This window comes from Hypericibacter adhaerens (genome assembly GCF_008728835.1).
Taxonomy (GTDB): Bacteria; Pseudomonadota; Alphaproteobacteria; order Dongiales; family Dongiaceae; genus Hypericibacter; species Hypericibacter adhaerens.
The window spans coordinates 4,213,232-4,230,904 of the sequence record NZ_CP042582.1; the positions used below are offsets into that span (position 1 = coordinate 4,213,232).

The following is a 17,673-nucleotide window of genomic DNA, read 5'->3' on the forward strand; positions in this document are numbered from 1 at the left end:
GGGCTTGCCACAAGCGTTAATCCTGTGAACCCGGATTTCCCGGGTTGCACAAGCGCTTGTTAACTGTTTTCATCGCATCGTCCGAGTCGCACGGAACGGCCCTTCACCGGGCCTTCTCGTGCGGGCGCCATTCGCCACCGTTGATGAAGGGGCAGACGCATGACGAAGCCGGCCGGACGCCAGCCCGCTTTGGCCCGCAGGCGGTTCCTCGCCTGGGGTGCCGCGAGCATGGCCGTCGCCCTGCCGGCCCTGGCCATGCCCCATATCGCCAACGCCGCGACGCTCGCCGCCAATCAGCGCCGGCTTGCCTTCGACAATCTCCATACCGGCGAGACCCTGAAGACCGTCTATTGGGAAGGCGGCGATTATGTTCCGGACGCGCTGGGGCAGATCGATCACATCCTGCGCGATTTCCGCACCGACGACGTGCATCCGATCGACGCCCGGCTTCTGGACCTGCTGAACACGCTGCATCAGAAGCTGGGTTCCAAGGTCCCCTTCTCGGTCATCTCCGGCTACCGCTCGCCCAAGACCAACGCCGCGCTCGCGGAAGCCAGCAACGGCGTCGCCAAACACAGCCTTCACATGGAAGGCCAGGCGATCGACATCCATCTCGAGGATGTGGCGCTCAAGGACCTGCGCCGCGGCGCCTTGGCGCTGAAGCGCGGCGGGGTGGGCTACTACCCGGCCTCCGACTTCGTCCATGTCGATGTAGGCCGCGTCCGCACCTGGTAGCGCCGGACGGCCTTTTCTCCCGACAGCATAGCTGTGGCGGGCCCGGCACCGGGCCCCTATTCTCCTCGGCGGTCGAGACGAGGAGCAGCCCATGACCGGCTACCGGACCATCTTGTTCGAGCGCAAGGACGCGGTCGCGCGGATCACCCTCAACCGCCCCGACAAGCTCAACAGCTTCACGGGCGGGATGCTGAGCGAGCTCCAGGCGGCGCTGGCCGAGGTCGCGGCCGATCCCGGTCTCCGCGCCCTCGTTCTGGCCGGCAGCGGCCGGGCCTTCGGCGCGGGCCAGGATCTGCGCGAGGCGCATGCCGTCGACAGCCCTGCCGCCGTGGGGGAACATCTCGCCCGATACTACGATCCGGCGATGAAAAAGCTGGCGGCCCTGGAGATCCCGACCCTGGCATCCGTCAACGGGATCGCCGCGGGCGCTTCCTGCGGCCTGGCGCTCGGCTGCGATCTCATCGTCGCCGCACGCTCGGCGACCTTCCTCATGGCCTTCGCCCGCATCGGCCTCGTGCCCGATGGCGGTTCTTCCTACTGGTTGCCGCGGCGCGTCGGCCTGACGCGGGCGCTCGGCATGACCCTTCTCGCCGAGCCGGTCACCGCCGAGCAGGCGGAACGCTGGGGCCTGATCTGGGAATGCGTCGATGACGACGCGCTGGCCTCGCGCACCGAGGCGTTGGCGCAGCAGCTCGCCAACGGCCCGACCCGCGCCTACGCGCTCGCCAAGCGCGCCTTCCACGGCAGCGGCACCAACAGCTTCGAGCAGCAGCTGGCGCTCGAGGCCGAGCTGCAGGCGCTGGCGGTCGGAACCGCCGACGCGCGCGAGGGCATCGCCGCCTTCCTCGAGAAACGCACGGCGAAATTTTCCGGCCGCTGAAGCCCGCCGGCCGCACCGGTCGGGATCGACACCCCGCTAGACCTGGCTCGCGTGAATCGGCGGACGCCGATGGGCCCAGGGCCGGGCGATCTCGAGCTGGCCGGCCAGCCGGAAGAGCGTGCTTTCATCCGCCGGCCTGCCGACGAGCTGGACCCCGAGCGGCAGCCCGGCGGCGCTTTCTCCCAGCGGCAGCGTCATCGCCGGCTGGCCGGAGATGTTGAAGGGCGCCATATAGACATTGTCCTCGCCCATGCAGGTCCCGTTGTAGGTCTCGATGTCGAGCGACATGTCGTAGAAACCGAGCGGCCGTGTGCCCTGCGGCAGAGCGGGCAGGAGCACGACGTCGTAGCGCGCGGTCATCGTGGCGAAGTGACGCGAAGCATGCCGCATGGCCTCGATATCGCGCGCATGCTGCGACCCGCCGATCGAACGGCCCTTCTCGACGGTGGTCCAGACGACGTTGCACAGGTCTTCTTGCGTCACGGGGCGCCCGATCAGCGGCGCGAAGATCTCGAATCCCATGGCCGTCTGCACCGCGATGACATTGTTATAGGTTTGCCAGACCTGCTCGAAGTCGTAGGCGAACTTGAATTCCTCGACCTGGTGGCCCAGCGCCTCGCAGAGCCGCGCGGCGTTCTCGACCGCGGCGATCACGTCGGGCGCGTTCCTGTCGCCGCGCGCATTGTGGGTGCTGAAGCCGATGCGCAGGCCCCGCCCGCCGGCCCGCACCTCGTCGAGATAGGACCGTTCGGGGCTCGCCATGTGATAGGGCTCGCCCGGCAGCGAGCCTTTCAGCGCGTCCAGCATGGCGGCGCTGTCGCGGACCGTCCTCGACACGCAGAAGAACTGTGCCCCGCCATACCAGAAATCGACGAAATCGGGGCCGAAGGTCATGCGCCCGCGCGATGGCTTGAGGCCGACCAGCCCGTTGATCGCCGCCGGCACGCGGATCGAGCCCGCGCCATCCGAGGCATCCGCCAGCGGCAGGAGCCCGGCGGCGACCGCCACCGCGCTGCCGCCGCTGGACCCGCCCGGGACGCGGGTGCGGTCCCAGGGATTGTAGGTGGTCCCGTGCAGCGACGGCTCGGTGCTCAGGCACCAGCCGAATTCCGGCACGTTCGTCTTGCCGACGCAGATGAAGCCCGCCGCCCGGGTGCGCCGCACCGTCTCGGAATCGGAAGGGGAGACGAAATCCTGGAAATAGCGGCAACTGTTGGTCATCGGCATCCCCTTCCAGGATGTCGACAGATCCTTGGCCAGGAAGGGCACGCCGTCGAAGGGAGCGCCGCTCAGCGGACGCGCCGCTTCCGCCCGGGCCGCCTCGAAATTCCGGATCGTGACGGCGTTGAGCTTGTCGTGGGTCCGCTCGATCCGGGCGATCGCGGTATCGACCAGCTCGCGCGGCGTGACCTCGCGCCGCCGGACCAGTTCGCCCAGGCCGAGCGCGTCATAATCGTCATAGTCGGAAAAAACGTCCCGAGACGAACCTGCCATGTCCCCCTCCCTGTCTTGAACCGCCGCCGCGCCGGGGAGCCATGCTCCAGGAAACAAGGCCTCCCGCGACGCGGGGCGATCTCTTATGCGAGTATCCCGCCACCTCGGCCGTTGAACGTCAACCGGAGCGTGGCAGGATGAGGCCCGCATGGAATCGGGTAAGGGGCACCTCGACGGCAGGGCGGGATTGACGGGAGGCTTGCGCCGGCTTGGCGCAGCGGCCTTGGCCCTGCTGCGCCGGGGCACGCTGCGGGATACGGATATCGAGGCGGTGATCGCCTGTTTCACGCGCATCGCCGAGCGGCAACGATGAAGAGTCCCGGAACGCCGCCCGTCGCGGCGTCGGGACAGTGCCAAGGAAACGCTCATGGGCCTTGCCATTGCCGATCGCTGGTTCGAGACCAAACGCATCGACGACGCGATCACGCTGCTGTGGGAGCCGCATGTGATCCGGCTCATGCGTTGCAACATCTGGCATGTCCGGGGCCGCGATCGCGACCTGATCATCGATACCGGCATGGGCATCGTCAGCCTGCGCGAGGCGATGGCGCCCTTGATCGACAAGGCGGCGACGGCGGTCGCCACCCACACCCATGCCGACCATATCGGCAGCCATCACGAATTCGACGAATGCGCCGCCCATCGGCTGGAGGCGCCCTGGCTCGAGCGCCCCAGCCCCGAGACCCACCTCGTCACGATGGACGACAGCGGCAATCCCGGCGCCGGCATGAGCATCGCCGGCTACGAGATCGGCGATTCGCTGATCACGGCCCTGCCCCATGCCGGCTACAGCCTGAAGAGCTACCACATCCGCCCGGCGCGCGTGACCCTTCGCCTCGAGGAAGGCAGCATCATCGACCTGGGCGACCGGCGCTTCGAGGTGCTGCATCTGCCGGGCCACTCGCCGGGCTCGATCGGCTTGTTCGAGGCCGCGACCGGCACCTTCTTCTCGGGCGACGCGATCTATGACGGCCAGCTCATCGACGAGCTGCCCCATTCCGACGTCGCCGACTACATCCGCACGATGGAGCGGCTGAGGGCCCTGCCGGTCACGGTCGTCCATGGCGGCCATTGCCCGAGCTTCGGCCGCGAGCGGCTGATCGCGCTCTGCGACGTCTATCTCACGGCGAAGCGGGTGCGCTAGCGACAGCCGCCTTCCGGCTGCGCCGTCGCTCGGCGATCTGCGTGTAGAGCACGCCCAGCAGAATGACCGCGCCGCCGATCAACTGCTGCCAGTTCGGATAGATCCCGATCCAGATCGTGACCAGCACCGCCGTGACCGGGATCAGGTTCTGGTACATCGAGGCGACGTTGACGCCGACGCGGCTGATGGACCAGAGCCAGAGATAGTTGCCGAGCCCATTCGGGATGAAGCCCAGATAGAACACATAGAGCAGCGGCCAGAAGGTCAGCTCGATCCGAACGTCGACGAGGCCCAGAACGTGCAGCACCACCACGATCAGGGTGAGCTGCAAGGCGCCCGGCAGAATGGTATAGGCGGCGCGCTCCAGATAGCTGCAGTCCTTCAACCGGTGCTGGATCGCGAGCGAGAACCAGGTCCAGATCAGGTTCGCGGTGATGATCGCGAGCTCGCCCAATCCGAAGCTGAGCCGCCCCTGATGGCCCGCCGTCACGGCGAGGATACCGCCCGCGACCGACAGGGTGGCGCCCACCAGGATCGCGCGCCGCAGCTTCACGCCATAGAGCACCTGGGCCAAGAGCGCCGAGCCGATCGGGTTGGTGGCGGAGATGATGGCGGCCGAGAGCCCGCTCGAGAGATAGACGGCGGCGGTGGTGATGAGGCAGCAGACGGTGATGCCGATCGTGCTCATGAGGATGATGGTGCCCCAGGGCAGGCCGCGGCGGAACGGCCAGCGCCGCTCGACCAGCGCCACCGTCGAGAAGAGCGCGAGGCTGCCCGTCAGCTGGCGTCCCGCCGAGGCGGAGAACATGTCCCAGTGGCGCAGCTGCAGCTCGAGCACCGGAAAGAAGGTGCCCCAGGTCGTGGTGTTGACGATCAGCGCGAGATTGGCGACCACCAGCTGCTTCAGGCTCATGCCCGACTGCATTTCGCCGATGCGCGATTTGTTCATGAGATTCCCCGCCGCCCTTTACATGCCGCGCGGCACCCAGCGGGCGAGCCAGGCGCAGTAGATCATGAAAATGCCGACGCTGATGAAGACCGAGTGCAGATCGAAGAAGGTCAGCAGCAGCGAGAACAGCATCGGCGGCAGCAATCCCGCCAGATCGCGATACATGCTGAAGACCATCGTCATCTCCGGCCGCTCGCGCGCCTTGACCGCGCGCAGGAACGGAACCGACACGACCGAATCGAGCGCCACGGCCGCAAGCGCGCTCGCCCCCAGGCAGAGCGTCGCCCACCAGGGGAAATCGAAGAAGACGGCGACGCCGAGCGTCGCCGTGGCGCCGGCGAGGAAGGCCGCGATCAGATGGCGCCGCGCGCCGAGCTGGCGGCCGACCCAGCCCATGAGGGGGCTGGCGAAGAGCATCGCCGTGCAGGCCGTCATGACGAGCGCCACGGCGGTATCGCTGCGGCCGACCGCCACCAGATAGACCGGACCGTAGACATAGAAGGTGGACCACCAGACCTCGCGGCCGAAGCTCAGGACCCAGGCCAGCCTCAGCCGCGGCTGGCTGACATAGCGGCGGATATTGGCGATCGGGTTGGTCGAGATCCGCGCATTCATCGGCAGGGCCGGACCATGCTCGGCCCGCATGCGCCGGAAATAGACGAGCAGCAGCACCGCCGAGCTGGAGCTCAGCAGATAGGTCGCCCAGGGCCCGACCCGGTCATAGAGGATGATCCCGAGGCTCGGCCCGAACGCCCAGCAGGCCGCGGCGAAGAAGGCGCGCAGCGGCTCCGAGCGCACGAAATCCTGCTTCTTGATATAGGCCATGGTGTAGAGGTTGAGGCCGTTGAGCAGGCAGGCGGCGGCGAAGGCGCGCAACGCCATGGCGGCCGCCAGTCCCCAGAGCGTCTGGGTCGCGAGCAGCAGCGGCGCCACCACGAGGATGGCGGCGCCCAGCGAGTAGAGCCGCCGCGGCCGGTAGCGCCGCACGATCCACGGGATCACGAAGCTCACCGCGACCGCGGTCCAGCCGGTCACCGTGTAGAGCAGGCTGACGTCGCGCGCATTGCCGAGCGTGCGCAGCGCCACCAGCGGAATCACGGTCGTCAGCGAGGCGCGCGCCAGCGAATCGATCGCGAACATCAGCGCGAAGGTGGCGGCGCCGGGCTTTCCGAACTCTCGGATCCAGGCGGGGGCGGCGAAGGTCATGGAACGGGGACGCGGGGTCTGGCTGAACGCGGGATGCGGACGATGCCGGCGGGTTCAGGGACGCCCTCGGCGAACGCCACTTGTAGCGCATTGCTGATCGAGCGGCCAGATCGGTGCAGCCCTTTGATCGCATTATAAGAATTCCAACCTGCCGGAACCCCGGCGACACTTTTCCCGCTGGCGCCCGCCAAGGGCCTTGAGGCATATCTGAGACCCCGATCCGGCGTCCTTGCCGGCCGGGCACCCCAAGCTTTCTTTCCTTCCCCCTTCCCCCCGTGATCCATCCATGAGCATCAACACCACCGACCTGTCGCGCCCCGGGCAGGCCCATGTCGATTCCTACTGGGCCGCGACCGCCGGCGACGAGGTGACCGGCTGCGACAAGGTCCAGGCCGACATCGACACCGACATCGCCATCATCGGCGCCGGCTATACCGGCCTTTCCGCCGCCTATCACCTCGGGCGCGATTTCGGCATCAAGGCGCATGTGCTGGAAGCGAACCGGATCGGCTGGGGCTGCAGCGGGCGCAACGGCGGCTTCTGCTCGGTCGGGATGGGCAAGGAGGGCGTCGACGCCTGGGTGCGCCGCTGGGGCCGCGAGCGGGCGCTCGACAGCTACGACCTCACGCGCCAGGCGGTGCGGCTCGTCGCCGACATCCTGGAGCGCGAGAAGATCGACGCCGAGCGCACGCCCGAGGGCGGGCTCGAGCTCGCGCACAAGCCCAACCGCGTCGCGGGCATGCGGGCCCATGCCGAGAAGATGCAGCGCGATTTCGGCATCGCCTCCGAGTTCCTCGACAAGGCGGCCCTCGCCCGAAGCTATCTCGACAGCCGCGAGGCCTATGGCGCCGTGCTGCATCACGAGGGCTTCGCGCTCCATGCCATGCGCTATGCCCGCGGGTTGGCGCGCGCGGCGCAGAAGCACGGCGCCGTCCTCCACAATGAGTCACCGGTGATCGGCTGGGAGCGCAAGAGCGGCCAGCATCATCTGCGCACGCCCGGCGGCGTCGTCCGCGCGCGCCAGGTGCTGATCGCCACCAACGGCTATACCAACGACACGCTCAATCCCTGGACCTCGGGCCGCCTGCTGCCGGTGCTCTCCAACATCATCGTGACGCGGCCCCTGTCCCAGGCCGAGCGCGATTCCGTCGCCTGGCAGACCTACTTCAAGATCTGGGACACGCGCCGCCTGCTCTTCTATTACCGCCTGCTGCCCGACAACCGCATCCTGTTCGGCGCGCGCGGCGGCGTCGAGGGCACGCCGGCCGAGCATTCCTTCCGCAAGACCTGGATGGAGCGGCGCCTGCGCGAGATGTTCCCGCCGCTGGCGAAGGTCGAGACCGAGTATTTCTGGTACGGCTGGGTTTGCCTGTCCTACGACAAGAACCCGCATATCGGCACCACCGACGACAAAAGCGTGCATTACGTGCTGGGCTGCATCGGCCAGGGCGTGGCGCTCTACAGCCTGGCGGGCCGCCTCACCGCGCAGCGCATGGCCGGCGACAGCAAGGTCGACTACGGCTCCCTGCTCTCGACCCCGCTGCCGAAATTCCCCTTCCCGGCGCTCCGCCGCATCTATCAGCGCATCGCCTACACCTACTACGCCTACGAAGACGAGAAGCGGTGAAGGGCCGGAATCATCCCCTCCCCCGCACAGCGGGGGAGGGTCAGGGAGGGGGCTGTTCGGTATCCGACATCGCGTCATCCCCCTTCCTAACCTTCCCCCTCAAGGTGGGGGAAGGGACCAATAGCAAAGAGGAGTGCCGCCCGATGTACATCGCCATGAACCGCTTCAAGGTCCGCAAGGGCGAAGAGAGCGCCTTCGAAGCGCGCTGGCTCGAGCGCGACAGCCATATCCGCGCCGTTCCCGGCTTCATCGAGTTCCATCTGCTGAAAGGCCCCGAGCGGGAGGATCATGTCCTCTATGCCTCGCACACGCTGTGGCGGTCCTACGGCGACTTCGAGGCCTGGACCAAATCGGAGGCGTTTCGCGCCGCCCATCGCGGCGCCGGCGAAGGCCGGTCGCTGACGATCACCCACCCCGAGTTCGAGGGCTTCGAGGTGTTGCAGGTGGTGACGCCGGCGGCAGGCTAGCGAGCCCGCAGCCGACCGTCGCGCCATACCGCCGCCCCGACATCATGACCGCTCCCGCCGCGACCGCCACCGTCACCCATGCGCCCTGGCGGCGCCTGGCAGTGCCGTTGCTGCTGCTGCTCGTCATGGGCGCCTGCTGGGGTGGGAGCTTCTCGCTGCTTCATGTCGCGCGCTTCGACGGCGCCTCGGGCTTCGGCCTCGCCTTCTGGGAGGGTTTCGGCAGCGGCGTGCCGCTGCTGCTGTTGCTCGTCCTCCTGCGCGAGCGTTTTCCGCTCGACCTTCATTCGCTGCGGTTTTATGCCGTGAGCGGCCTTACCGGCATCACCATCCCGGCCTCCACGCTCTTCGTCGCGGCGCTCCACCTGCCGACCGGGATCGTCGCCATGTCGAACGCGCTGGTGCCGATGGTGACCTATGCCATCGCGCTCGCGATCCGGCTCGAGCGCTTCGCGAGCTTGCGCGCGCTGGGCCTGGTGGCGGGTCTCGTCGGCGTGCTCCTCGTGCTGCTGCCCGAAGCGAGCCTGCCCGAGCCCGGCATGGCGCATTGGGCCCTGCTCTGCTTCTCGGCCGCGATCGCCTACGGCGTGCAGAACGTCTATGTCGCCCGCGACACGCCGCCCGGCATGAGCGCGCTCGCCATGTCGGCCGGAACGCTCCTGGGCGGCGGGATCCTGGTGCTGCCGCTCATCGTCGCCACGGACGGCTTCGTCTCGCTGCTGCCGCCCTGGCAGCCGGCCCACTACGCCATCATGGGCATGATGGCGATCAATTCGAGCTGCACCGTGGGTTTCCTCTGGCTGATCCGCACGGCGGGCGCCGTCTTCACGTCGCAGACGGCCTATCTCGTCGTGCTGTTCGGCATGCTCTGGGGCATGCTTTTCTTCGGCGACCGCCATAGCGGCTGGATCTGGGCCGCGCTCCTCCTGATGGTCGCGGGCGTGCTGCTGGTCAGCCTGCGCCAGCGCAAGGCACCCTGAACGCCGCTCAAGCGGCCCGATCGATCAGATGCACGAAGGAGCCGAAGACGCGGCCGACGCGCTGGCCGGCGGCTCCGAGATCGCGATGGCGGGCGTCGCTCGAAGCGAACAGCGGCTCCGCCCCGGCCTCGCTCAGGATCCGCGCATAGTGGAATTCATGGCCGCGGAATCCACTGCCGGCGGCGCCCAGCGGCGGCACCTCGCCCCGCAGCGTCACGGCGCGATAACCCAGATGCAGCTTGCGCTCCGCGAAGGAGGTCTCGAGCGGCAGCAACTCCGTCATCCGCTGCCGCTGGCCTTCGGCATCGACCAGCCCTTGCCCCAGCAGCATATAGCCGCCGCATTCGCCATAGATCGCCGCCCCGCGCTGGGCTGCGACCCGGAGACCCGTCATCAGTCGCTCGTTGTGCGCGAGCCGGCCGGCATGAAGCTCGGGATAGCCGCCCGGCAGATAGACCGCGTCGGCCGCGGGATCGGGTCCTTCGTCCGCCAGCGGCGAGAAGAAGGAAAGGGCCGCGCCCCGCTCGCGCCAGTCCCGCAGCAGTGCCGGATAGGCGAAAGCGAAAGCCTCGTCGCGCGCGACCGCGATCCGCTGTCCCAAGGGGGGAATGCCGTTGGCAGGATCGGCGAGCGTCGTCAGGTCGCGCGCCGGGCGCATCAGGCCGGTCAGCGCCGTCAGGTCGAGTTGGCGTCCAACCCGCTCAGCCGCCTCGGCGATGAAGCGCTCCAGATCGCCATGCTCGGCGGCCTGGACCAACCCCAGATGCCGCCCGGGCAAGGCGAGGCTCTCGTCCCGATGCACCAGGCCCAGCAGCGGCAGCCCGATCGGCTCCAGCGCCTGCGCCAGGATGGCAGCGTGATCGGCGCTGCCGACGCGGTTGCAGATCACGCCGGCGACATCGACATCCCGGCGATGATCGCGAAAGCCGCGTACCAGCGCCGCGATCGAGGCGCCCTGCCCGCGCGCATCCACCACCAGCACCACCGGCCAGCCGGTCAGCGCCGCCAGGTCCGCCGTGGCGCCGCTGCCATCGGCGGCCCCGTCGAACAGGCCCATCGCCCCTTCGGCAATGACGAGCTCATGCTCGGCCGAGATCCGCTCGACCAGAGCCGCGACCGTGCCGCGGCGCATGGCCCAGAGATCGAGATTGAGGCAAGGCTCGCCGCAGGCGGCGGCGTGAAAGGCGGGATCGATATAGTCGGGCCCGGTCTTGATCGCGCCCACGCGGTTGCCCGCGGCCTTCAGTCGGCGGAGCAGCGCCATGGTGAGCACGGTCTTGCCGCTGCCCGACGCCGGCGCCGCCAGGATCAGGCCGCGCGCGCGAGGAGAACGGGGTTCGGCCATGGAAGCGCCGCCGCTCAGGCGCTTTCGGTGCGCCGGCGCGTGCCGAGCGGATCGGCCTTGAGCGCGCGTCCCTGGAGCGCGCCCAGCCAGTCGAGCGCCGCCCGCAGCCGCACCACCTCGCCGATCACGACCATGGCCGGCGGCTCGAGCCCCGCGGCCGCGGCATCGGCGGCACAGCGCCCGAGCGTGGTCTCGAGCACGCGCTGCTCCGGTAGGGTCGCCTGGCAGACGATCGCGACCGGCTCTTCGGCGCTGCGCCCGCCCTGGATCAGCAGCGAGGCGATGCGCTCGATATGCTTGAGCGCCATATAGATCACGAGCACCGGCGAGCTTTGCGCCAGCGCCGTCCAGTTCACGGAATCGGGCACGTCGCCCGTGGCGTCATGGCCGGTGACGAAGGTCACGGCCGAGTTGGTCTCGCGATGGGTGACCGGAATGCCGGCATAGGCGAGCCCGCCGATCCCGGCGGAGATTCCAGGCACGATCCGGAAGGGAACCTTGGCCTCGACCAGCGCCAGCGCCTCTTCGCCGCCGCGACCGAACACCATCGGATCGCCGCCCTTGAGCCGCAGCACCCGCTTGCCTTCGCGCGCGAGCTGGATCAGCCGCAGCGAGATGTCGGGCTGCTTGATCGAGGGCTTGCCGCCGCGCTTGCCGGCATATTCGAGCTCGGCACCGGGCCGCGCCAGGGCGAGGATCGCCTCACCCACCAGCGCGTCATAGACCACGACATCGGCTTCGCCCAGCGCCTTGGCGGCCAGGAGCGTGATCAGCCCCGGATCGCCGGGGCCGGCCCCCACGAGCCAGACCCAGCCGGGCTCGAGGCTGGGAAGATCCGGGCGGCGGAGGGGGGTCGATGACATGGCGGCATCATGCCGCCCGGGGTCCGCCCGCGACTAGTCAAATCAAGACGCCCATTTCGGGATTAGCGCCCTTAAGATAAGCCCATGCGCCGCCGCCGGTTTTGCCCGAACCGAGAGTCCCATGGCCCGTAAGCCCGACGGTCCCCTGCGGCGCGGCTGGACCACGGGCGCCTGTGCCACGGCGGCGACCGCGGCCGCCTTCGAGGCGCTGCTGACGGGCCGCTTTCCCGATCCCGTGCAGATCGCGCTGCCCAAGGGCGAGCATCCCGCCTTCGCGCTCGCCCAGAAGAGCCGCGCCGGCGACGTCGCCAGCGCCGGCATCGTCAAGGATGCGGGCGACGATCCCGACGTCACCCACGGCGCGCTCGTGCTGGCGAGCGTGCGGGCGCTCGGCCCCCATGCCGGCGTGCGTTTCAAGGCCGGCCGCGGCGTCGGCACCGTCACCCGGCCCGGCCTGCCGATCCCGCCGGGCGAGCCCGCGATCAATCCCGTGCCGCGGCGGATGATGACCGAGGTGGTCCAGGCCATCGCGGCCCGCCTCGGCGGCCGGCCCGATCTCGAGATCACGATCTCCATTCCGCAGGGCGAGGAGATGGCGCGCCACACCTGGAACCCGCGCCTCGGCATCCTGGGCGGCCTCTCGATCCTCGGCACCACGGGGATCGTCCATCCCTTCTCCTGCTCGGCCTGGATCGCCTCGATCCATCGCGGCATCGACGTGGCCCGTGCCAGCCAAGCCCGGCATGTCGCCGGCTGCACCGGCTCGACTTCCGAGGCGGGCGTGAAGAAGCTCTACAACCTGCCCGACTTCGCCTATCTCGATATGGGGGACTTCGTCGGCGGCATGCTCAAATATCTGCGCGACCATCCGGTGCCGCGGCTGACCATCGGCGGCGGCTTCGCCAAGCTCGCCAAGCTCGCCGCCGGTGCCATGGATCTCCATTCCGGCCGCAGCCAGCTCGACCGTGCCGCGGTTGCCGCCTGGCTGGTCGAGCTGGGCGCCGAACCGGCGATGATCGGGATGGCCGAGACCGCCAATACCGGCATCGAGATTCTGGAGGCGGCGCAGGCGCGCGGCCTGGCGCTGGGCGACCTCGTGGCGCGGCAGGCACGCGACCAGGCCGCCATGGTGGTCGAGGGCAAGGTGGCGGTCGAGGTCGTCGCCTTCGATCGTGCCGGCAACATCGTCGGTCGCGCGGGGTTCGCATGAGCGGCAAGGTTCTCATCCTCGGCGGCACGGGCGATGCGGCACGGCTCGCCGCCATCCTCGATCTCGATCCGCGTTTCGCGGTCACGACCTCGCTCGCCGGCCGCACCGAGGCCCCCAAGAAGCTGCCCGGCAAGGTCCGCATCGGCGGCTTCGGGGGCATCGAGGGGCTGATCGAGACGCTGCACCGGGACAAGACCGACATCCTGGTCGACGCCACCCATCCCTTCGCCGCGCAGATCCGCCGCCATGCGATGGCCGCGGCGACCGAAGCGAACGTGCCGTTGCTGCGGCTCGAGCGGCCCGCCTGGGTCCGGCAGCGCGGCGACCGCTGGCACGAGGTGGACAACCTGGCCGAGGCGGCGAAGCAGGCGCCCAAGCTCGGCCGCCGCGCCTTCCTCACGGTGGGCCGCAAGGAGCTGGCGGCCTTCGCCGATATCGCCGGCGTCCATTTCCTGGTCCGGCTGGTGGACCCGCCGTCTGCGCCGCTGCCGCTCGCCGATTTCGAGGTCCTGCTCGAGCGCGGCCCTTTCGACGAGACCGAGGAGCTGCAGCTCCTGCGCGCGCGGCGCGTCGATCTGGTGATCGCCAAGAACAGCGGCGGCGAGGCCACCTACGGCAAGATCGCCGCCGCCCGCGCGCTCAAGATCCCGGTGCTCCTGCAGCGCCGGCCGCCGCTGCCGCCCGGCTACGCGCCGGCCGCGACGGTCGAGACGCCGGAGGCGGCGATGGCGTGGCTCGACAAGGTGGCGAAGGAATAGAGCAATTTCACCGCACCCTCATGACGTGAGGGCACGCACGGCTTTTTCGACACGCATCGCCAGGCAAGGATATATCAGAGGCGGTGCCCCTCCCTACCCGTTGGTGAAGAACTCCCGCAGCGTCTTGGCGCAGGCCTCGGGTTCCTCCTCGGCGATGAAGTGGCCGCAAGCGAGCGGCATCTCGCGCACATCCTTCGCCCATTTCCTCCAGACCTCGACGGGCGAGGCGATCTTGTCCTTGAGATAATCGGCGCCCCAGATCACCAGGAGCGGGCACTGGATCTTGCGGCCGGCCTTGCGATCGGCGAGGTCGTGCTCGCGGTCGCAGGAGGCCCCCGCGCGATAATCCTCGCAGGTCGCCTCGATCACCGAGGGCTTGCTGAAGCTCTGCTCGTAGGCGGCGAGCGCGGCCGGATCGAAGCAATCCTTCTTGCCCGCCCAGCGCTGCAGCAGATGGTGGAGGTAGAAGAGCGGGTCGCTGCCGATCAATTTCTCCGGGACCGGCGCCGGCACCGCCAGGAACGGCCAGTGATAGGTGGCGAGCGCCGATTCCCAGCCCATCTGCTCCCAGGTCTCGAGCGTCGGCACGATATCGAGGATGGCGAGCTTCTTGATCCGCTCGGGAAAATCGAGCGCCAGCCGGTAGGCGACGCGGGCGCCGCGGTCGTGGCCGGCCAGGCGGAAACGCGGCTGCCCCAGCGCATCCATGATCTCGACCATATCGCGCGCCATCGCCCGCTTCGAATAGTTCAGATGCTCGGGATCGGGCTTGGGCCCGATGCTGTCGCCATAGCCGCGCAGGTCGGGAATGACCAGCGAGAAGCGGTCTTGGAGTGCGGGCGCGACCTTGTGCCAGATGGCGTGGGTCTGCGGGTAGCCATGCAGCAGCAGCAGCGCCGGCCCATGGCCGCCGGTCCTGACCGCGATCTCCGCGTTCGACGTCTTGATCCGCCGCGTCTGGAAGCCTTCGAACATGGCAGTCCCCCTGGCGGACGAATCATGCGCCGGACCGGCCTCGCCTTGCAACCTCGAGGGGTGGGTCGCCTTCGCGGCCGCCCCGGGCGTCAGCGCTGCGGACCCAGCAGCTTCTCGCGGCGCTCGTAAGCCTGCTTGATGTGATACATGCGCGCCGTTCCGTCGCCGCCGCTGGTCGCCATCGAGCCCCAGCCATGCCAGCAATCGAACGCCCTGTCATAAAGCCAGACCGCGGCCCGGCGATGGCGCGGGCAGACCTCGGCGGCGAGCCCTTCGAGCGCTTCGGCCAAGCCCGGCAAGCCCTCGCCGTCATATTGGGGGAGCTTGAAGAGTCTCTGCAATTCGGCTTCCGCCTCCTCGTAGCGCTCATGCCCGGCCAACGCCGACAGGCGTTCGAGGATGGGTATCGGATCGACGCGCTCGACCGCTGCCTCGGGCACCGGCGCCGGCACGGGTTTCGGTGGCGCCTTCGAGGCGGCCGCTTCCTTCGTCTGCCGCAACCGTGTCAGCCTCGCCTCGCGCAGTTCCGGGCTCTCATCCTCGGCATCGAACCATTCCCGCATCTCGCCGTTCTGCGGCCCACACTTGTCGTCGAGATCGAGCGTGAAGCGACCGGCCTTTCCGCCCTGCTCGATATGGAAGGTCGCGTGGTTCTTCGGATAGTCGAAGTCGATCCGCGTGATCAGCCAGCTCTCGCCGGGCTCGTGCCGCCGCCCCTCGAAATCGGAGAAGGCACGGCGCACCGTCACCTGCCGCCAGGCCCAGAGATGATCGATCGTGGCGCTCATCGTTACTTCAGCTCGAACACCAGGCTGCCATCGGCGAGCTTCGGCGCCATGAACGGCAACGCCTTCCAGTAGCGCTCGAGATCGGCGTCGCCGCCGTCCGTCTCGTCCATGGCGATCCCCCGGACCGCATAGAAATAAGCCTTCGACCTGTCGGTGTGGCGCGTCTCGAGCCAGGGCTTCATCGCCTCGGGCACGAGATAGTCGCCATGGACGCCCTTCGCGGCCCAGCCTTCGCCTTCGCGCCAGCTGTAATAGATCATGTCGGGCCATTGATGGACACCCTCGGGCGGCGGGGGCCAGCGGTGGCGATAGGGGCGCGGCGTGGCCGGCAGGGTTCCGATCGGCGCCATGGCGAAGAGCCACGGACCCCTGACCGAGGGCCAGTCGCTCTGGATCACGTAGGCGACGCCGTCCTGCTCGACCGGCGGCCGATCGGGCTCGATCGCCAGGTTCCGGCTCGCGAGCTGCTTCGCCAGCGCCTCGTGCCGGGCGGCCAGCCGCTTGCCCGGGCGCTCGCGCACGATCTGGAAGAAGGCCGGCAGATCGAGCTTCGGCTTGAAAGAGGCGGCGACGCGCTCGACCATCGCCTTGGCCTGGTCCAGGGAGGCATCCTTCTTCCAGATCATGTAGCCCAGCGCCAGATGGCGTTCCGGCCAGTATCGAACCAGGACCCAACTCGGCGTCTCGTGCGTATTGACGCGGTGGATTCCTTCGCCGATCCGGAAATCGCTCTCTTGCCGCCAGGCGATGCCTTCCACCCGGTCGGTCGCCAGGGACAGGAACTCGCGCTCCCAGCCTGAGTCCGGCCCCGCGCTTCCGCCTTCGGGCCAGACCGCCACCGTCAGCGCCTCGCGATAGGGCGTGTTGCTGCCCATCCAGAGAAAGCTGTCCTTGACCCGGTGGAAGCGGAACAGGACCCGCTCGGGGCTTTCGTCCGGGGCGTACGGGGTGAGGCGGGCCGGGGCCTCGATGCTGCCCAGCTCCAGGAGCTCGCGGGTTGCGAGCTTCGCGTTCGCGACCGCACGCCCGACGACGAAGAGCGCGACCAGGATCACGGCGGCGACGAGAAGGATCAGCAGCACACGGTTTCTCCTGCGCAAAGCACCCGCGTCCTCAGCCGCCGAACGGGCGCCAGAAGCTCACCACCGGCCGCCAGTTCCAACCGCTGCCGACGATGAGCGCGATGATCGGCGCCTTCATCTCGTCGAGATCGAAGCGGTACTCGTAGGAGGGCGCCAACTTCAGCGTGCCGTTCTCGAAGAACTGGCCGTAGGCCTTCTCGTACTCGTATTTGAAGAAGGTGATGCCGAGATTGCCGCTCCAGGAAAGATCGGCCCCGCCGGCGCCCGCCGACCACGCCATCTCGGATTCATAGTCGCGCGAACGCGCGGTGTGATCGCCCGGGTCCAGCCGCAGCACCAAGCGATGGCTCTTCTCCATCCCGTGAGCCCGCATGAGATCGGCCCATTTCGCATCGGCATAGCGCCAATCCACGACCAGCATGTTGGGCTCGTCACCCGGCGTGACGGTGAAAGGCACGTCCTGCTGGTTCAGCGCCAGGATCTTGCCGGCCAGCATATCCGACGCCACGGGCGGCACGTTCCCGGGCGCATTCTCGCCGCCGACCCAGGCCGCCATGCGCCCGAACTGGGCCGCCACCAGCAGGCACCAGATCAGAAGCGCCCCCAGCACATAGGGCAGATATTCGCGATCGATCTTGTTGCCCAGCGTGCGCTTCGGATTGTCGCGGAACCCGGGCAGCGCCGCCCGGCGTGCCTCCATCGCCTCGCGCGTCGGCCCCAGCACGGCCACCCCGACATCGTCCTGGAGCGCGATCCAACCCACCTCCCCGCTGCGCGCGGTGAAGCGCGAACCGGAATGCGACCGCGTGGTGTTGCCCGCACCCAGCGACTGGAAGAAATCGGCCATCACTAGCTTGGAGCGTGCCTTGTCGGGGCCGCGTGCGATCAGCACGCGCGTTCCGTCCGGATAGACCGCCGCGGAAGCAACGATCGCCAGCGGGAACATCGAGCGCGCATCGACCGGCGCGCTCGCCGTGTCGCGCCCGAAAACCCGCTGAGGATCCTTGAACCGCCCCTCGCCGACAGCGACGGCATCGCGGTCGATCGCGAAATCCGGCTGCGCGCCGCGCTTGATCAGCCCCAGCACCAACGCCGGCAGGCCGATGGCCACGCCGAAGAACCAGAGAAAGAAGACAAGGATTTTCAGCACGCCCAGCCCCCAACGCCCTTGGG

Annotated in this window: 18 protein-coding genes; 9 read left to right on the forward strand and 9 right to left on the reverse strand. The window is 68.7% G+C overall.

The window, feature by feature from the left end:
* Positions 1 to 159: 159 nt before the first annotated feature.
* Both FRZ61_RS18860 and FRZ61_RS18865 read left to right on the forward strand, forming a co-directional pair.
* A complete protein-coding gene (locus tag FRZ61_RS18860; protein ID WP_151119181.1) occupies positions 160 to 735 on the forward strand; it encodes a DUF882 domain-containing protein in 576 nt (191 codons plus the stop codon).
* A 91-nt stretch (positions 736 to 826) separates the two neighbouring features.
* On the forward strand, positions 827 to 1,615 hold the full coding sequence (locus FRZ61_RS18865; protein WP_151119182.1) for an enoyl-CoA hydratase-related protein: 789 nt from the start codon (positions 827 to 829) through the stop codon (positions 1,613 to 1,615).
* A 36-nt stretch (positions 1,616 to 1,651) separates the two neighbouring features.
* Here the strand turns inward: FRZ61_RS18865 and FRZ61_RS18870 are convergent, their stop codons facing one another.
* A complete protein-coding gene (locus FRZ61_RS18870; RefSeq protein ID WP_151119183.1) occupies positions 1,652 to 3,109 on the reverse strand; it encodes an amidase in 1,458 nt (485 codons plus the stop codon).
* A gap of 148 nt (positions 3,110 to 3,257) precedes the next feature.
* On the opposite strand from FRZ61_RS18870, the gene FRZ61_RS26460 reads away from it, so the two are divergent.
* Positions 3,258 to 3,422 (forward strand): hypothetical protein, encoded by a 165-nt coding sequence (locus tag FRZ61_RS26460; protein WP_191909102.1) that lies wholly within the window; start codon positions 3,258 to 3,260, stop codon positions 3,420 to 3,422.
* Between the two features lie 54 nt (positions 3,423 to 3,476).
* Positions 3,477 to 4,253: an MBL fold metallo-hydrolase gene (locus tag FRZ61_RS18875; RefSeq protein WP_151119184.1), complete on the forward strand. Its 777-nt coding sequence runs from the start codon at positions 3,477 to 3,479 to the stop codon at positions 4,251 to 4,253.
* Here the strand turns inward: FRZ61_RS18875 and FRZ61_RS18880 are convergent.
* Together FRZ61_RS18880 and FRZ61_RS18885 are read right to left on the reverse strand one after the other, a co-directional pair.
* Positions 4,231 to 5,202, reverse strand: coding sequence for a DMT family transporter (locus FRZ61_RS18880; RefSeq protein ID WP_151119185.1), 972 nt, complete (start codon positions 5,200 to 5,202; stop codon positions 4,231 to 4,233). The genes FRZ61_RS18875 and FRZ61_RS18880 overlap by 23 nt on opposite strands.
* An 18-nt stretch (positions 5,203 to 5,220) precedes the next feature.
* Entirely contained in the window at positions 5,221 to 6,408 is a 1,188-nt protein-coding gene (locus tag FRZ61_RS18885) for an MFS transporter (protein ID WP_151119186.1), read from the reverse strand.
* A 286-nt stretch (positions 6,409 to 6,694) separates the two neighbouring features.
* Between FRZ61_RS18885 and FRZ61_RS18890 the strand changes: the two genes are divergently transcribed.
* From FRZ61_RS18890 to FRZ61_RS18900, 3 genes are all read left to right on the forward strand, one after another.
* Positions 6,695 to 8,035 (forward strand): NAD(P)/FAD-dependent oxidoreductase, encoded by a 1,341-nt coding sequence (locus tag FRZ61_RS18890; RefSeq protein WP_151119187.1) that lies wholly within the window; start codon positions 6,695 to 6,697, stop codon positions 8,033 to 8,035.
* 143 nt (positions 8,036 to 8,178) lie between these two features.
* On the forward strand, positions 8,179 to 8,502 hold the full coding sequence (locus FRZ61_RS18895; RefSeq protein ID WP_151119188.1) for an antibiotic biosynthesis monooxygenase family protein: 324 nt from the start codon (positions 8,179 to 8,181) through the stop codon (positions 8,500 to 8,502).
* Positions 8,503 to 8,546: 44 nt separating this feature from the next.
* Complete coding sequence (locus FRZ61_RS18900; RefSeq protein WP_151119189.1) at positions 8,547 to 9,479, forward strand: DMT family transporter; 933 nt, start codon at positions 8,547 to 8,549, stop codon at positions 9,477 to 9,479.
* A gap of 7 nt (positions 9,480 to 9,486) precedes the next feature.
* On the opposite strand, the gene FRZ61_RS18905 is transcribed toward FRZ61_RS18900, so the two are convergent.
* Together FRZ61_RS18905 and cobA are read right to left on the reverse strand one after the other, a co-directional pair.
* Positions 9,487 to 10,824, reverse strand: a complete 1,338-nt coding sequence (locus tag FRZ61_RS18905) for a cobyrinate a,c-diamide synthase (RefSeq protein ID WP_151119190.1) — start codon at positions 10,822 to 10,824, stop codon at positions 9,487 to 9,489.
* Between the two features lie 14 nt (positions 10,825 to 10,838).
* On the reverse strand, positions 10,839 to 11,687 hold the full coding sequence (gene cobA, locus FRZ61_RS18910; protein ID WP_151119191.1) for a uroporphyrinogen-III C-methyltransferase: 849 nt from the start codon (positions 11,685 to 11,687) through the stop codon (positions 10,839 to 10,841).
* Positions 11,688 to 11,808: 121 nt separating this feature from the next.
* Between cobA and FRZ61_RS18915 the strand changes: the two genes are divergently transcribed.
* A complete protein-coding gene (locus tag FRZ61_RS18915) occupies positions 11,809 to 12,897 on the forward strand; it encodes a cobalt-precorrin-5B (C(1))-methyltransferase (protein WP_151119192.1) in 1,089 nt (362 codons plus the stop codon).
* On the forward strand, positions 12,894 to 13,655 hold the full coding sequence (locus FRZ61_RS18920) for a cobalt-precorrin-6A reductase (RefSeq protein WP_151119193.1): 762 nt from the start codon (positions 12,894 to 12,896) through the stop codon (positions 13,653 to 13,655). Before FRZ61_RS18915 ends, FRZ61_RS18920 begins: the two co-directional genes overlap by 4 nt.
* Positions 13,656 to 13,748: 93 nt before the next feature.
* Here the strand turns inward: FRZ61_RS18920 and FRZ61_RS18925 are convergent, their stop codons facing one another.
* The 4 genes from FRZ61_RS18925 to FRZ61_RS18940 form a co-directional block, all read right to left on the reverse strand.
* A complete protein-coding gene (locus tag FRZ61_RS18925) occupies positions 13,749 to 14,630 on the reverse strand; it encodes an alpha/beta fold hydrolase (RefSeq protein ID WP_151119194.1) in 882 nt (293 codons plus the stop codon).
* An 89-nt stretch (positions 14,631 to 14,719) separates the two neighbouring features.
* Positions 14,720 to 15,418 (reverse strand): hypothetical protein, encoded by a 699-nt coding sequence (locus FRZ61_RS18930; protein ID WP_151119195.1) that lies wholly within the window; start codon positions 15,416 to 15,418, stop codon positions 14,720 to 14,722.
* A gap of 2 nt (positions 15,419 to 15,420) precedes the next feature.
* Complete coding sequence (locus FRZ61_RS18935; protein ID WP_151119196.1) at positions 15,421 to 16,500, reverse strand: hypothetical protein; 1,080 nt, start codon at positions 16,498 to 16,500, stop codon at positions 15,421 to 15,423.
* A gap of 31 nt (positions 16,501 to 16,531) precedes the next feature.
* On the reverse strand, positions 16,532 to 17,650 hold the full coding sequence (locus tag FRZ61_RS18940) for a hypothetical protein (RefSeq protein ID WP_151119197.1): 1,119 nt from the start codon (positions 17,648 to 17,650) through the stop codon (positions 16,532 to 16,534).
* Between the last annotated feature and the right edge of the window lie 23 nt (positions 17,651 to 17,673).